Below are 14,475 nucleotides of genomic sequence, written 5' to 3'. Positions count from 1 at the left end.
CCGTCGCTCACCGCGACGGGGCCCCACTGGCGCGCCTTTGCCTCAACTTCCTTTGGAATAAGGCGAGTTGCGCGAACCCGGGGTTGCCGTCACACTCGAAGCAGCGGCAGAGCTGCGCCCGGACCCCGGGCGGCGGACCTGCCGCTTTCTGCTGCCCGGAAACCGGGCCCCCTCTTCGCCTCCTCTTCCCGAAGGGAGCGTCCATGTGGCGATCCTGAACTTTCCCGACGTGGAGCGGCTCGTCGTCGACTTCCTGAAGAACCGGACGGAGCTGGCCGGGACCACGGTCGACAACCGGCCGCCCGCCGGGTTCGACGGCACCCAGCAGGTCGTCCTCGTCTCCCGTGCCGGCGGCGCCTGGATCGACGACCTCAACCTCGACCGGCCGCTGGTCGACCTCGAGGTGTACGGCCCGGACAAGACCACCGCACTCGTCACCGCCAACGCGACCCGCGCCTGCGCTCTGGAGCTCCAAGGCACCCGGTACGGCACCGCGCTGGTCACCGATGTCGACGAGGCGGACGGACCGCGCTGGCTGCCGGACTACAACCGCCCGGCCGGCAACCGCTACCTGGCCACGCTCCGGCTGTCGATCCGCCCGGCGTAGGCGACTCCACCACTCTCCACTCCCCCTCTCACCGAGGAGCGCACATGGCAGGCTTCAAGAACACCGAGATCCGCATCGCCGGCGCCGGCAACGTCTGGTGGGCCCCGGCCGGCACCACCGCCAAGGACACCACCGCGCTGGCCTCCCCGTGGGTCAACCTGGGCTTCACCTCCTCCGACGGGGTCAAGTTCAACAAGAAGGACAAGAACGACCCGGTCGACACCTGGCAGTCGATGGCCCCGGCGCGCTTCATGCTCTCCGACCGGGACCTGACCCTGAAGTTCCAGCTGCTCCAGATCAACAAGGACACGTTCCCGTTCTACCTGGGGCTGCCGTCGGCCTCGATCGTCTCGGCGGGCTCGCAGACGGAGACCACCGCGCAGAAGATCGACATCGGCGGCACGCCGGGCGGCCAGGACCAGCGGGCCCTCGCCATCGACTTCACGGACAACAACGGCACCAAGGACCTGCGTTACCGGCTGGTGGTCCCGTACGGCGCCGTCTCCGAGGTCGAGGAGCTGTCGCTGTCCCGCACCGGAGCGGTCAAGCTCGGCGTCACCTTCACCGCGCTGTCGGGGGACGACCCGACCAAGCCGATGGCGACCTGGCTGGTCAACGACCCGGCCGCGCTGGCCTGATCCCCTCCCTTCCCTCATCGGGCCCGGCGGGGGCCCCCCCCCCCACGCGGGGGCCCAGTGGGCTGCCAACCCCCCGGCCGGCGGGGGCGTCCCCCCCCCCCCCCCCGCGGGGGCCCCGGGGGCCCCCCCCCGCCCGGGCCCGGCCCCGACTCATCGGAAACGGAGCCTCGTATGACCACCTTTGACGTCAACGCCGCCCGCGCCCAGCGCCTGGAGGCCCTCGGCCGCGACTGGACGTTCGCGCTGGACGGCGACACCTTCGCCCTGCCGACCGAACTCACCCGCAGCACGGCGCGCAAGCTGCGCGACCTCGACGACAACGACGTGGACGGACTGCTCCGACTCCTCCTCGGCGAGCAGCAGTTCGCCCGCTTCGAGCAGCACGACGTCACCATGCAGGACCTCGCCGCGATCCTGGAGGCCTACGGCAAGGAGACGGGGCTGGGCCTGGGGGAAGACTGAGCCTCGGCGAGCTCGTCGAAGAGCACGCCGAGGCCCTGGAGGCGGATCTGCTCCGCCACTACGGCGTCGACCTCCTGGACTGGCACCGCGGCCGGCTCTCCTCGCGCCGGCTCGCGGTGCTGGTCCGGCATCTGCCGCGGGACAGCGCGCTGCTGAGGGAGCTGCACGGCGAGGCCGCCGACTGGTCGACGGCCGAGCATCTACTGGCCGCCGTGGTCGACCAACTCGTCGAGGGCAACTGGATGTTCGCCACCGTCAACCGCGACGAGGACTCGGAGCCCCTGGACCCTCCGGAGCCGCTGCCGCGTCCTGGTTCGGCTCAGAAGGCGGACACCTTGCCGAGTCCCCAGGAGATGGCCCAGTTCCTCGCCTGACCCGGAACGGGGGTGCCCGAGCGACGCCTCACGCGTCACACCAGCGCCTTGATCACGCCCACTGTCGCGGTGATCACCGTGCCTGCGACGAACACGGCCATCGCGGCGCGGTATCCCCCGATCGACTCCGCGCGGTCCTCCACCAGGACCGCATGGGTCGGCTGGTCCGGATCGTAGAGAACCTGCGCCACCTCCCCCACCTCGAACATGGGGTCACGCGGGCGCCGCGAGGACCTCACCCTGATCCTTCTTCCGTCCTCGAGCTGGAAGTAGCAGAAAGACTCCGCTTCCCCGTCCGTCCAGCTGACCCACTCACACACCGCCTCGGCCAGCACGCCGTGCTCGTTCAACCAGTAGACGCGCCGGACCCTGCCCCAGGCCCACAAAGCCCCCCAGAGGCAAACCGCAAACCACACCCAGATCGCCATCACGTCCCGCCCTCATAGGCCACCGACACTTTGTCTCTGGGAGCGGCGAACATCCAGCCGTACCCGCGGGTCTCTTGGCGGAGCTTCGCCTGAACGGACCTCCGTGGACGGCACCGATCGTGTACGTCACCATGAGGTGCCTCGGACAGCTGGTGGATACCGAACGGGAGCGACGTGGTGGGCGGTGCCCTGGTTCTGGCTCTCATCATGGCTGTCGTGTCCACCGGCGTGGGCTACACCGTCGTGCACACGGCCCGCCGGCACCGTCAGTGCCTTCGCCTGCGCGCGTCCGGCGCGGAAACGACCGGAACCTGTACGTCACTGTCCTGGGACCAGGACTACGTCTCGGTGCGCTTCTCCTACCGTCTTCCCAACGGCACCGAGCACGAGGCGGAGTCGTTTCCGATGGGGCACACGAGCGTGGTGCCCGGGGTGGACGTGACCGTGGTGTACGACCCCGCCGTCCCGACGACGGCCGAATTGCGGGATTGTCTGGAACCCGCCCTCCGTGTCCGGCGGCGCCAGCTGGTGGGTGTCACACCGGTCGCGCTCTTCCTCGCCGTCCTCGACCTCTGGATCGTCCTCGGCCTGCTCGGCCTCTGACCCCTGTTTTCCCCGTCACACCCCTGACCGCGGCGGTCAGGGGTTCTTCGTCGCGCCCTGCTCACGCACGGAGGTATCACGTGTCATCCCAGAGCCAGCCCTACGACCCGACCACTGTGCGGCTCACCGTCGCACAGCAGGCGCAGCAGACGACAGCGTCGATCCTTGCTGCCCGACTTCCCAAATTCAAAGGAGAGTTGCTCAAAGACGTCCAAGGCACGCTCGCCAAGGTCGACAGCCAGGTCGCCACTCTCAGCGCCCAGTTCTTCAAGTTCGATCAGTCGCTGTTCAAGTGGGACGAGAAAGGACTCACCTTCGCCGGACGGCCCATCGGTCCTGGCAAGAAATGGTCGCTCGAGAACGCCGTCTACGGCAGAAGCGACCGACGGGAGAAGGAAGACAAGGCCAGGAGGGACGCGGCGGAGGAGAAAGCCGCCGCGGCCGCGCGGGAGCGGGAGCGGGAGCGGGTCAAGAAGTGGGAGGACGAGCTCAACCGGCAGGTCCGCGTCGCCCGGACCGGCGCCCGCCAGGCGCACGAGGACGCACTCAAGGCCCAGCAGGACGCCCGACGCGCCGACAACCTGCTGCGCAGCGCAGACCAGAGTGCCCGCCTGGCCGCCCGGTCCGCCACACAGGCGAGCCGCAGCCTGGCCGCGCTGGAGGCGCGTGTCGACGATCTGGCGGCACGTATCTGAGCCACCCCGCGAAGTGCCGCCCCGGCACCTCACCGATTCCTGACCCGAGGAGACATCCGTATGTCCCTGATACAGAAACTGCGCACCGCGGACGGGGCCTTCGGCCGGTTCGCCTCGGCGGCCGGCCGCGCCGCCACTTCCACGGGCGGGTTCAAGACGGCTGTCGCCCAGGCCGACAGCGCCCTGGCCAGGTCCAAGAGTTCCAACGACAAGTTCAAGACCTCCCTGGACCACCTCAAGACCTCCTCCGGCGGCGCCAAGAACGCCCTCCGTGACGTCAAGCGCCAGTCCGACGCCGTCGAGAAGTCCGTCGGCAACGCGGGCAAGAAGGCGACGACCAGCGGGACCTCCATGAAGGGGTTCGGGTCGGGGCTCAAGGGAGCGACGCTCGCGCAGAAGGGCCTCAACACCGCCATGAAGGCCAACGCCTTCGGGTTGATCATGGCCCTGCTCGCCCCGCTCATCTCCCAGTTCATCAACATGGACAAGGTCTCCGCAGCCCTCGCCAAGGGCGTGAAGTGGGCCTGGAACGCCATCTACAACGCCATCAAGAACCACGCGGGGCCCATCAAGTCGGTACTGAAAGGCATCATCAACGCCTTCACCGCCCTGCCCCGCGCCTACATCAGCGGCCTCAACGCCATGATCGGCGCCCTGAACCGGATCCACGTCAAGATCCCCGACTGGGTGCCCCACTTCGGCGGCCGGGAGTTCGGCATCCACCTGCCGATGCTCCCCAACATCCCCACCCTGGCCCAGGGCGGTGTCGTGCCCGCCCGCCGCGGCGGCACCCTCGCGCTGCTCGCCGAGGCCGGCGAGCCCGAGGCCGTGATCCCGCTGTCGAAGCTGGAGCGGGTGCTCGGCTCGGGCGGCGGGATGCACCGGCTCGCCGCGGCCGTCGAGAAGCTCGCCGCGCGGCCCGTGCACGTCGAGGTGGACTCGCAAGTCATCGCCCGCGCCGTCCTCGTCGGACAGCGCCAGCTCGCCCGGAGGTGAGGGAGAGACCATGGCCAGGAACCTGTGGATCGGACGGCCCGGATTCATGCGGGAGATCGCCCAGGCCGCGAAGAACTGGGACCGCACCGCCGATCTGAACGTCACCGAGTTCAAGTCCCTCGAGGGGAACGTCACCACCGTCGCGACGGCACGCACCGTACGCCGTCTCAAACTGTCCTGGGACGCCCTGCCCCCGGGCGACGCCCAGCACCTCACCCGCCTGGCCCGGCGGGTCAACGAGCCCGGGTTCCAGGGCGGTCCGCAGCCGCCGTACGGGCCGCTCGCCCTGCTCGACCCGGCATCCGTGAACCTGCTCGACCCGTACCAGGCGACCGCCCAGAGCAGCCAGCCCAGCGGGACCGACCACTGGTTCACCGTGCAGGGCACGGTCGTCATCAGCCCGTCCCTCGCGGGCACCGTCGTCGCCGACTGCCAGGACGCGGCGAGCCGCATCGGCTGGCGGCACGGGGTGTGGACCGGGTGGCCGGTGATGCCCGGCATGCAGGTGTCGTGGCTGCTGCCGCCCGACTGGAACCCGGCGACCGCCACCGCACAGCTCGACTGGAAGGCCGTGGACGGTTCGTACCTCGCCTCCACGTCCGCGAACGACACCGACGTCACCGGGACCGCCCCGGCCGAGGCCGCCTTCGTCACCCCGCTCGGCGGACCGGGCGCCACCGGACTCTTCGGGCTCGCCGGTGCCTGCCTGACCATCGGCGAGCCGACGACCACGTTCGCGCTCGGCGACGGCTGCCCGGCCATGAGCGTCACGGCCTACACCGACGTGCCCGCCGCCCCGCTGCCGTACCGGAACGTCAGCCTCGACCTGGTGGAGGTGCGCGGTGCTCAGTTCTGACCCGGCACTGGACGACGCGCTCGCCGCCCCCGACCGCACCCCGGCGCACGCCACCCGGTGCGGCGGCCGTGAACTCGGCGCCCAGGTGCAGTCCTGGAAGGCCGAACGTGCCTACAGCACCGATCTGCCCGAGGCGTTGCGCGCCTTCTCCGGCAGCGCCTCCGCCCAGCTCGAGATGCAGCTCGGCGGCGCGAGCGGGACGCCCGCGCCGCAGCTTTACTCGGCGTGGGCCGGGCGGTACACGGGCGACGCAGTACGCCCCGGCCAGTCCGTCGTGCACGAGACGGGCCTGCTCGGCTCGACCCTGCCCGCCTTCCGCGGCACCGTCCGCTCCCGCACCGCGGCCTCCGGCACCGACACCGTCACCGTCCAGGCGCTGGACGGCGCCGAGCGGCTGCGCGGACCGGCCCTGCTGCCACGGCCGTACCACGGCCTGATGTACGCCAAGCCCGTGGCGAGCGCGACCTGGTGCGTGGACGAGCTGCTGCGCCAGGGCGGCATCCACACCTGCCCGCCGCCCCGCGCACCCGCGGCGAGCACCGACGTCACCGCGCCCTTCACCGCGCTGTACGCCTCCCTGCACGGCGGCTTCAGCGCCACCCACGGCCAGCCGGAGACGCTGCCCGACCCGGCGTCGTACTCCTGGATCCGGGACGGCGCGCCGCACGAGATGGCCCTGATGCCGGCCGCCGCGGGACTGGCGGTGTCCTGGATGCCCCGGTCCCGGTTCGTCGTGGCCGGCAAGGTGTTCCAGGCCGAGCTGCACGTCAACACGGCCCGTGCCGTGGGCAGCACCCTGGAGCTGAAGCTGGTCTTCGACCGCAGCGCGGGCGCCTACGGCAACTACGCTTTGAACGTCGACTTCGCGGCCGGCACCATGAAGATCACCTCCGGGACGGTGGGCGGCAGCGGCCAGGTCTACAGCTGGACCGTGCCGAAGCTGGCGTCCCTGAAGGGCGCCTGGCACCTGGGCTTCACGGTGGACACCCGGGCCGGGACCACGTCCGCCGCCACACCGGCGACCGTGTACCCGCGGCTGACCGCACCGGACGGCGAGTACGTCGTACCCTCCACCGCGCCCGGCACGTTCAGCGACGCCTCCTCCACCCAGCCGCCGTCCGAGCTGTACCGCGTAGACCTGAAGACGGACGTGGCCGTGGAGTGCCTCCAGGTCACCGACCGGGTCTGGCCCGACCTCACTTCCTACACCGCAGACGAGTGGGAGCAGCGGGACCGCTGGACCAAGGCCGCCGAACTGGACGACGTCACCGTCCCCCTGTTCGACGTGCCGAAGGTCTCCGGCTCCCAGTGGGAGGCGATCTCCGAGATCGCCCGGGCGACCATGTCCACGGCCGAGTTCGACGAGCAGGGCGTCTTCCGCTGGCGCGGCCCGGGGCGGTTCCAGAAGGTGCCCGCGCGGCCGGACGTGACCGTCACGACCCGGCGGGACATCGCCTCGATCACCGTCTCCGAGGAGATCGACGCCTGCCGCAACCACTGCGAACAGCCCTACCAGGACTACACCGCGGTACGCAGCACCTACGCCGACACGACCACCGACACCGCCGTACGGGAGATCAAGCCGGGCGCGGCGGTGGAGGTGGCGTACGCCATGGCCGAGGACGAGCTGGACATCGGCCCCCTCCAGATCGAGGACGACGCGTCGACAACGACCGGGCACAAGGTCCGCTTCGGCAGCGCGGCCGCCGGCGGCACCTCGGTCAAGGGAAGCGTCACGGTCAGCGCCCGGCGCGACGGCCCGAACTACATCGTCCGGTTCATCAACCACGGCACGGCGAGCGTGTGGACGGTCACCAAGGACGGCAAGCCGTCCGTGCAGATCGTGCCGCAGAAGCGGACCGCGGACCCGGCGCAGCGCTGGTACGCCTGGTACAACACCACCAGCCAGTCCTACTACGGCAGGCAGGTCTACCAGGCGCCCGCGACCGACTGGGTGCAGCAGCGGCAGGTGGCCTCCGACCTCTCCCACGCCATGCTCGACGCCGGCCGCTACCCGGTCCCCGTGCTCGGCGAGGTGGACGTCCTGCACGACCCGCGTATCCAACTCGGCGACGTCGTACGGGTGGTGGACAGCACCGGCGCCGCGCTGGACACCCTCGCCTGGGTCGTCGGCATCCGCACCACCTGCCAGGCGGGCTCGGTGCCCCAGCAGACGCTGACCCTGCGCGGCACCTCCTACAACGGCGTTCCCCTGGACTCCGGGCTGACGCCCGACCCGCCGGTGGACCCGCAGTACGGCACCCGGCGCAGCTACGCCCTGGTCGCCGCGCAGTTCCCGACCCTGGACGACCTCACGCAGAGCAAGCTCAGCTACCGCGAGCTGCTCCAGCCACCGGGAGGTGCCGCATGAGCGACCAGCCCGCGCCGGACGCCGAGGACGACGGCACGGCCGTACTCCCGCCGGACGGCTCCGCGCCGGACGATTCCGCACAGGGCGACCCCGCACAGGACGACCCCGCACAGGACGGCGACACCGCCGTGCCCGTGCCCGTGGACAGCGCCACCGCACGCGCGGGTGACGACGGCAGCCCGTTCGACACACTCCCGCCGGCCCTCGGCACCTGACCGCCCGCCGCCCGCCGCCCGCACACCGCAAGGAGGAGCCGTCATGGCCCTGCTCACCCCGCTCGGCAGTCTCCCCTACCCGCAGCCCGCCGACGCCGCGAACGTCCCGCAGCACATCCAGTCCCTCGCCGAGGCCGTCGACGGCCGCACCGTGCTGCGGTTCGCCGACGCCGCCACCCGCGACACGAAGGTGACGTCCCCGGTGGCCGGCATGCTCGCCTGGCTCAGCACCCCCAAGCAGTTCTGGTACTACACGGGCACCGCCTGGGCGCAGCTCGCCCCCGGCCCGGTCCACAAGGCCAACACCACCACCGGCACGACCACTTCCACGTCGTACGTGGAGACCCTCACCGGCTCCACCGGCGACCCGACCGCCGTCACCTTCACCGCCCCTGCCTCCGGCGCCGTCCTGGTCACGGTGGGCGCACGGATCAACAGCAGCGCGGCGACGGCCTGTTACGTCTCCGCGAACGTCCGCCTCGGCACGACCGTCACGCTCGCCGCCGCGGACAGCCGGGCGGCGGTCTCCTACGGCACCAACCTGTGCTCCGCCACCACCCAGTTCCAGGCGACCGGCCTGACGGTGAACAGCTCGTACACCGCCACCCTCGCCTACAAATCCGCGGCCACCACCAGCACCGCGACCTTCACCAACCGTTTCGTGACCGTCACCCCCGTCACCTGAGGACGCCATGGCCACTCCCCTCACCGCGGACGCCTTCGTGCGCGCCCTGCGCGCCGAGGGCGTCGTCGTCCGCGAGCACGGCGACTGGCGGACGCACAACCGCAACCACAAGGGCCCCTGGGGCCCCGTCAACGGCGTGATGCTCCACCACACCGCCGGCTCGGACAGCCTCCGCGTCTGCCTGGACGGCACGGCGGTCCTGCCCGGCCCGCTGTGCACCGGCCTGGTCACCAAGGACGGCACCGTGCACCTGGTGGGCTACGGCCGTACCAACCACGCCGGTTCCGGCTCCACCGCCGTGCTGTCCGCCGTGGTCGCCGAGAAGTCCCCGCCGCCCGCCCCGGGCCCGGACGCCGTCGACGGCAACGCCCACTTCTACGGCTTCGAGATCGAGAACCTCGGCAACGGCCGCGACCCGTACCCGGCGGCCCAACTCGACGCCGCGGAACGCCTGTCGACCGCCCTGTGCCGCGCCCACGGCTGGAACGCGGCCAGCGTGATCGGCCACAAGGAGTGGACGCGACGCAAGATCGACCCCTCCTTCTCGATGCCGGGCATGCGTACCAGGATCGACGCCCGCCTCGGCCTGCGGCCGGCCCCCGGCCCGACGTCGTACGAGCCCTTCCCCGGCGCCGCCTACTTCGTGAGCGGCCGCCGCAGCCCCCTGATCACGGCGATCGGCCGGCGCCTCGTCGCCGAGGGCTGCGGCCGGTACACCGTCGGACCCGGCCCGACATGGGGCGAGGCCGACGTCCGCTCGTACGCCGCCTGGCAGCGCAAGCTCGGCTACAGCGGCCCGGCCGCCGACGGCGTCCCCGGGCGCACGAGCTGGGACCTGCTGCGGATACCGCGCACCGGCTGAGGAGGCCCCCGATGACCGACGCCACGCGCCGCACGCTCCGGACGTCGCTTCAGACCCTGGTCGCGCTCCTCCCGCTGCTCGCCGGGGAGCCGTCGGCCAGGAACGCGCCCACGGTCGCGGGTGTGGTCGCGGTCGCCGCCGCGCTCACCCGCGTCATGGCCCTGCCGGAGGTGGAACGCCTCCTGCCGTCCTGGCTGCGCAAGGAGGGCTCACCATGACCACCCGCGAAGCGGAGGGAGTCGCCCTGGAACTGGAACGCCTGCGCCGCTCGGTCGACGTCGGCTTCGCCACCACCCGGGGCGACCTCGCCCTCCTCCTCCAGCGCGCCGACCAGACCGACAAGACCCTTGGCGAACACGAGGAACGCCTCGACGCCCTGGAACGCACCCGCTGGCCCCTGCCCTCCCTGGCCGCGGTGACCTCCTGCACGGCACTCGCGGTGACGCTGTGGGAGGCGGCCCACAGGTGACGGCCCGGTTGCTGTGGGACGGGGCCACCGGCCCACAGCCATCGACTGCGGATGCCCCCGCCGGGCATCCCCGCATGCAGCAGGAGCCCCCCATGCGCAGACCCCTGCGACTCGCCCTCGCGACGGGCACCGCTGCCGCGCCGGCGGGTGGTCTGCTCACCTTGGTGGCGACGACCACCTCGGCCGCGGACTCCACCAGGGTCGCGAAGGCCGACTTCAACGGCGACGGCGTCGGCGACGTGGTGGCCTCCGCCCCCACCGCCTACGTCAGCGGCCACAAGGAGGCCGGCCAGGTCGTCGCCCTGTACGGCTCCGCCTCCGGCGTGACCGCCGCCAAGCGCATCACCATCCTGATCGCCCGGTGACCCCCTCGGGGGACCCCTTAGGGGATGTCACAGGTCGGCAGCAAAGCCGGGCCGGAAGGCCGGGCCCGGCACGTCACTCCCGGGGACCAGGTACGTTCGATAACGTGGCTGGATTCAGGATCGGACGCGGGGGCCGGAACGGCCGTGCCCCGCAAGGACAGCAGGCCCCGCGGGGACAGCAGGCCCCGCAGGGACAGCAGGCCCCGCAGGGACCGTCGTACGGCCGGCAGGCGCCGCAGGGGCAGGGGCCGTCGTACGGTTACCCGTCGGCGCAGCAGCCGTACCCGCAGCAGCGGCCGCAGTACGGCGGTGCCGCGGGCGGGGGCGGCCAGTGGCCGCAGGCGGGCGGCGGCTACTCCGGTGGCGACGGCCCGGAGTACTTCGGCGACGGCTACGGCGACAGAGGCGGCTACCCGGGCCAGGGCGGCGCCCCGGACCCGTACGCGGCCAACAGTCCGGGCCACACCCAGGCCTTCTCGGTCGACGAGGCCGCCTCCTACACCCAGGGCGAGACCTACCACGCGGGCGCGGGGGCCCCGTCCGGCCCGATCGGGCCGCCCCTGCACTGGAAGGAACTGCTGCGGGGCATCGTCCTCAACCCCAACCAGACCTTCCTGCGGATGCGGGACTACACGATGTGGGGCCCCGCCCTCATCGTGACCTTCCTCTACGGCCTCCTCGCCGTCTTCGGCTTCGACGGCGCCCGCAAGGACGCGATCAGCGCCACACTCTCCAACGCGGTCCCGATCGTCCTGACGACGGCCGTCGCGCTGGTCCTGTCGGCCTTCATCCTGGGCGTGGTCACCCACACCCTGGCCCGTCAGCTCGGCGGCGACGGGGCCTGGCAGCCCACGGTCGGCCTCTCCATGCTGATCATGTCCATCACGGACGCGCCCCGCCTCGTCTTCGCCATGTTCTTCGGCGGCGACGCCGGCTTCGTCCAGCTCCTGGGCTGGGCCACCTGGGTCGCCGCGGGCGCCCTGCTGACCCTGATGGTCAGCCGCTCCCACGACCTGCCCTGGCCGAAGGCACTGGGTGCGTCGGCGATCCAGCTGATCGCGTTGCTGTCGATCGTGAAGCTGGGGACGTTCTAGACCGTCGTCCCCGTCACCGGCACGAGAAGGGCCCCTCGGCACGACAGCCGGGGGGCCCTTTTCGCTGGACGCGGGCGTCAGGCGTCAGGCGTCAGGCGTCAGGCGTCGAGAACCTGTCCCGCCCGCCTGATGACAGGAGGCAAGACACTCCACGGGAAGTTGATCCAGTCATCGGTCCGCTTCCACACGTAATCGCACTTCACGAGGGAGTGGGACTTCTCATAGATCACGGCGGACCGCACCTCGGCGACCGTGTCGACGCAGAAGTCACGCACGAGCTTCAGCGTCTTCCCCGTGTCGGCGACGTCATCGGTGATGAGCACCTTCTTGTCGGAGAAGTCGATCACGTTGGGGACGGGAGCGAGCATGACGGGCATGGGAAGAGTGGTCCCCACACCGGTGTAGAACTCGACGTTCACGAGATGGATGTTCTTGCAGTCGAGGGCATAGGCGAGCCCGCCGGCGACGAAGACCCCGCCGCGCGCGATGCTCAGCACTATGTCCGGCTCGAACCCGTCGTCGGCGATGGTCTGCGCGAGCTCGCGGACGGCGGCGCCGAACCGCTCGTAGGTCAGGTTCTCCCTTGTGTCACCCATGGCGCCGCCCTCAGACCTGGGTCCGGTGGAAGTTGAGGAAGGACCGCGAGGCGGTGGGCCCGCGCTGCCCCTGGTACCGGGATCCGTACCGCTCGCTGCCGTAGGGGTGCTCGGCGGGCGAGCTGAGCCGGAACATGCACAGCTGGCCGATCTTCATGCCGGGCCAGAGCTTGATGGGGAGCGTGGCGAGATTGGACAGCTCAAGGGTCACATGCCCGCTGAACCCCGGGTCGATGAACCCGGCGGTCGAGTGCGTGACGAGCCCGAGCCGCCCGAGGGAGCTCTTCCCCTCGAGCCGCGAGGCGAGATCGTCGGGCAGCGTGATGACCTCGTACGTCGAGGCGAGGACGAACTCCCCGGGGTGAAGGATGAACGGCTCATCGCCCTCGGGCTCCACCAGCCGGGTGAGATCCGCCTGCTCGACGGAGGGGTCGATGTGCGGGTACCGGTGATTCTCGAACACCCGGAAGTACCGGTCCAGCCGCACGTCGATGCTCGACGGCTGCACCATGGATTCGTCGTAGGGATCGATCCGCACCCGCCCGGCGTCGATCTCGGCCCGGATGTCCTTGTCTGAGAGAAGCACGTCCCGAGGATACGCAAGGCGCGCGGAGCCGTAACAATCGTGACGACTCCACGCGCCGGGCTACTGCCGTTGTGGTTGCTATTGGCTACTACTCGCTACTGCCGGCTACCGCTTCTCAAGAGCCACCGGCACGACACTGCGCAGCCGGGCACACCGTGGACACCGCACGAGCCGGCCGGGGCCGAGCCGCTCGGCCTGCTGCATCGGGAACGAAGCGGTGCTGAACACGTGCCCATCGGCACAGCGGACGACGGTGCGTTCCATCAAGTCCAAGAGTCCCTTCCCCAAGAGCCGCGTCTGGCTAAATACCCTGACGACAAAAGCCACATTACGGGATCAAAGAGACGACTCTCCAGGCGGCACCCCGACTCCGCCCAGCCCCTCTCCCACCCCTCCACGGTACGCCCCAACTCGGTTCCCCCGCAGCCGGATCCCATGCCCTGAAACACACTCAGGCCCCGGGTCCCGAGCACCCAGGGCCTGCGATGAGGTACAGTGAGCGAGCGTTCGGCCACCGGCTCCACCGAGGTCCGTCCGTCTTACGCGGGTGTAGTTTAATGGTAGAACATCAGCTTCCCAAGCTGAGAGCGCGAGTTCGATTCTCGTCACCCGCTCCATAGAGAAGCCCCAGGTCAGCGACCTGGGGCTTCTGTTGTATCACCAGCCCTCCAGCGCCTTTCGCTCCGCCACACACTCGAAGACTGGGCACGCGGTGGGCACGAGTGCTTGGTTGAGGCGAGCGGGCCTCTGCTCCTCATAGCAGCGTGTATCGCTGACCTGCGGCTCGACCTGGACTGGCTGTTCGCCCACGCCGACCAGCACCAGGACCGCGTCGACGCGCTCCCGGACGCGCGCATCCGAATCCCATACCCCCCATGTCGTGCATCAATAGGGATATAATCGATAGCCGAGTTTATATCCAAGGAGATGTAGTCGATGAGCAGGACTGTGATCGACCTCGACGATCAGCTGGTCGCGGACGTGGCCAAGGCCCTCGGCACCAGCACCAAGAAGGAGACGGTGAACACCGCGCTGCGCGAGGTGCTGGAGAACCGGCGGCGCGCTCTGGCGCTTACCCGCCTGCGGGCGGCGGCAGCCGAAGGCGCCTTCGACCTGGACCTCTTCGAGGACAAGGAGAACTACCGCCGGTGAACGCCGCGCAATACCTGATCGACACCAGTGCCGTCGCCCGCCTGCTGCGCGGCGACGCCGAGCAGTACGGATGGGACCAGGCGGCAGCCGCCGGGCTCATCGCCACCTGCCCCATCACCGAGCTGGAGTTCTTCTACAGCGCGCGTTCCGCCGCCGACCGCGCACAAGGCATCGAAGACATGCGCCTGCTCTTCGGCTGGGTGCCGGTCGACGACCGCGCCTACGACCGCGCCTGGCGGGTCCAGGAGCTCCTCACCCAGCGCGGACAGCACCGCAGCGCCGGGGCCGTCGATTTGGTGGTGGCCGCCACGGCCGAGTTGCAGGGGCTCACTCTGCTGCACCGCGACCGGGACTTCGAGTGCGTCGCCGCCGTCACCGGCCAGGCGCTCCAGTGGTACGGCCCCGAAGCCGGCAAATGAAC

Annotated in this window: 20 protein-coding genes, 1 tRNA gene and 1 pseudogene; 19 read left to right on the top strand and 3 right to left on the bottom strand. The window is 70.6% G+C overall.

The window, feature by feature from the left end:
- Window positions 1–205: 205 nt before the first annotated feature.
- The 4 genes from ACWGJM_RS48205 (at window position 206) to ACWGJM_RS48190 (ending at window position 2,081) form a co-directional block, all read left to right on the top strand.
- Window positions 206–607 (top strand): hypothetical protein, encoded by a 402-nt coding sequence (locus ACWGJM_RS48205; protein ID WP_453418137.1) that lies wholly within the window; start codon window positions 206–208, stop codon window positions 605–607.
- A gap of 44 nt (window positions 608–651) precedes the next feature.
- On the top strand, window positions 652–1,245 hold the full coding sequence (locus ACWGJM_RS48200; protein ID WP_453418136.1) for a phage tail tube protein: 594 nt from the start codon (window positions 652–654) through the stop codon (window positions 1,243–1,245).
- Window positions 1,246–1,416: 171 nt separating this feature from the next.
- On the top strand, window positions 1,417–1,707 hold the full coding sequence (locus ACWGJM_RS48195) for a hypothetical protein (protein ID WP_453418135.1): 291 nt from the start codon (window positions 1,417–1,419) through the stop codon (window positions 1,705–1,707).
- A 47-nt stretch (window positions 1,708–1,754) separates the two neighbouring features.
- Window positions 1,755–2,081, top strand: coding sequence for a hypothetical protein (locus ACWGJM_RS48190; protein WP_453418138.1), 327 nt, complete (start codon window positions 1,755–1,757; stop codon window positions 2,079–2,081).
- A 35-nt stretch (window positions 2,082–2,116) separates the two neighbouring features.
- Here ACWGJM_RS48190 and ACWGJM_RS48185 read toward each other — a convergent pair whose 3' ends face one another.
- Entirely contained in the window at window positions 2,117–2,509 is a 393-nt protein-coding gene (locus ACWGJM_RS48185; RefSeq protein WP_453418134.1) for a DUF3592 domain-containing protein, read from the bottom strand.
- A 216-nt stretch (window positions 2,510–2,725) separates the two neighbouring features.
- On the opposite strand from ACWGJM_RS48185, the gene ACWGJM_RS48180 reads away from it, so the two are divergent.
- The 12 genes and pseudogenes from ACWGJM_RS48180 to ACWGJM_RS48125 all read left to right on the top strand — a co-directional run bounded on the left by ACWGJM_RS48180 (window position 2,726) and on the right by ACWGJM_RS48125 (window position 11,720).
- The gene (locus tag ACWGJM_RS48180; protein WP_453418133.1) at window positions 2,726–3,112 is read left to right on the top strand and encodes a hypothetical protein; all 387 of its coding nucleotides are present in this window, start codon (window positions 2,726–2,728) and stop codon (window positions 3,110–3,112) included.
- 80 nt (window positions 3,113–3,192) lie between these two features.
- Window positions 3,193–3,807: a hypothetical protein gene (locus ACWGJM_RS48175; protein ID WP_453418132.1), complete on the top strand. Its 615-nt coding sequence runs from the start codon at window positions 3,193–3,195 to the stop codon at window positions 3,805–3,807.
- A 60-nt stretch (window positions 3,808–3,867) separates the two neighbouring features.
- On the top strand, window positions 3,868–4,803 hold the full coding sequence (locus tag ACWGJM_RS48170; RefSeq protein WP_453418131.1) for a hypothetical protein: 936 nt from the start codon (window positions 3,868–3,870) through the stop codon (window positions 4,801–4,803).
- Window positions 4,804–4,813: 10 nt separating this feature from the next.
- A complete protein-coding gene (locus tag ACWGJM_RS48165; RefSeq protein ID WP_453418130.1) occupies window positions 4,814–5,659 on the top strand; it encodes a hypothetical protein in 846 nt (281 codons plus the stop codon).
- Window positions 5,646–8,030, top strand: coding sequence for a hypothetical protein (locus ACWGJM_RS48160; RefSeq protein ID WP_453418129.1), 2,385 nt, complete (start codon window positions 5,646–5,648; stop codon window positions 8,028–8,030). Before ACWGJM_RS48165 ends, ACWGJM_RS48160 begins: the two co-directional genes overlap by 14 nt.
- Complete coding sequence (locus ACWGJM_RS48155; protein ID WP_453418128.1) at window positions 8,027–8,245, top strand: hypothetical protein; 219 nt, start codon at window positions 8,027–8,029, stop codon at window positions 8,243–8,245. The genes ACWGJM_RS48160 and ACWGJM_RS48155 overlap by 4 nt, the downstream gene beginning before the upstream one ends.
- A 43-nt stretch (window positions 8,246–8,288) precedes the next feature.
- Window positions 8,289–8,930 carry a hypothetical protein gene (locus tag ACWGJM_RS48150; RefSeq protein WP_453418127.1) on the top strand — a complete coding sequence of 214 codons (642 nt, stop codon included), beginning with the start codon at window positions 8,289–8,291 and terminating at the stop codon, window positions 8,928–8,930.
- 7 nt (window positions 8,931–8,937) lie between these two features.
- Window positions 8,938–9,792, top strand: coding sequence for a peptidoglycan-binding protein (locus ACWGJM_RS48145; RefSeq protein ID WP_453418126.1), 855 nt, complete (start codon window positions 8,938–8,940; stop codon window positions 9,790–9,792).
- Between the two features lie 11 nt (window positions 9,793–9,803).
- Window positions 9,804–10,010, top strand: a complete 207-nt coding sequence (locus tag ACWGJM_RS48140) for a hypothetical protein (RefSeq protein ID WP_453418125.1) — start codon at window positions 9,804–9,806, stop codon at window positions 10,008–10,010.
- Window positions 10,007–10,261, top strand: a complete 255-nt coding sequence (locus ACWGJM_RS48135; RefSeq protein ID WP_453418124.1) for a hypothetical protein — start codon at window positions 10,007–10,009, stop codon at window positions 10,259–10,261. Before ACWGJM_RS48140 ends, ACWGJM_RS48135 begins: the two co-directional genes overlap by 4 nt.
- A gap of 92 nt (window positions 10,262–10,353) precedes the next feature.
- A pseudogene (locus ACWGJM_RS48130) lies at window positions 10,354–10,611 on the top strand (integrin alpha); the annotation flags it as partial.
- Between the two features lie 119 nt (window positions 10,612–10,730).
- On the top strand, window positions 10,731–11,720 hold the full coding sequence (locus ACWGJM_RS48125) for a Yip1 family protein (protein ID WP_453418123.1): 990 nt from the start codon (window positions 10,731–10,733) through the stop codon (window positions 11,718–11,720).
- A 98-nt stretch (window positions 11,721–11,818) separates the two neighbouring features.
- Here the strand turns inward: ACWGJM_RS48125 and ACWGJM_RS48120 are convergent, their stop codons facing one another.
- A complete protein-coding gene (locus tag ACWGJM_RS48120) occupies window positions 11,819–12,316 on the bottom strand; it encodes a phosphoribosyltransferase (RefSeq protein WP_453418122.1) in 498 nt (165 codons plus the stop codon).
- 10 nt (window positions 12,317–12,326) lie between these two features.
- A complete protein-coding gene (gene dcd / locus ACWGJM_RS48115; RefSeq protein WP_361778358.1) occupies window positions 12,327–12,902 on the bottom strand; it encodes a dCTP deaminase in 576 nt (191 codons plus the stop codon).
- A 543-nt stretch (window positions 12,903–13,445) separates the two neighbouring features.
- Here dcd and ACWGJM_RS48110 point away from each other — a divergent pair.
- The 3 genes from ACWGJM_RS48110 (at window position 13,446) to ACWGJM_RS48100 (ending at window position 14,473) form a co-directional block, all read left to right on the top strand.
- Window positions 13,446–13,519 (top strand) — tRNA-Gly (locus ACWGJM_RS48110).
- Between the two features lie 319 nt (window positions 13,520–13,838).
- Window positions 13,839–14,054: a type II toxin-antitoxin system VapB family antitoxin gene (locus tag ACWGJM_RS48105; protein ID WP_189311543.1), complete on the top strand. Its 216-nt coding sequence runs from the start codon at window positions 13,839–13,841 to the stop codon at window positions 14,052–14,054.
- Window positions 14,051–14,473, top strand: a complete 423-nt coding sequence (locus ACWGJM_RS48100) for a PIN domain-containing protein (protein WP_453418121.1) — start codon at window positions 14,051–14,053, stop codon at window positions 14,471–14,473. The genes ACWGJM_RS48105 and ACWGJM_RS48100 overlap by 4 nt, the downstream gene beginning before the upstream one ends.
- Window positions 14,474–14,475: the final 2 nt, after the last annotated feature.

This window comes from Streptomyces sp. NPDC054834 (assembly GCF_053611185.1).
Note: the sequence above shows the minus strand (reverse complement) of the source record. Positions and strands in the feature narration are given on the sequence as shown.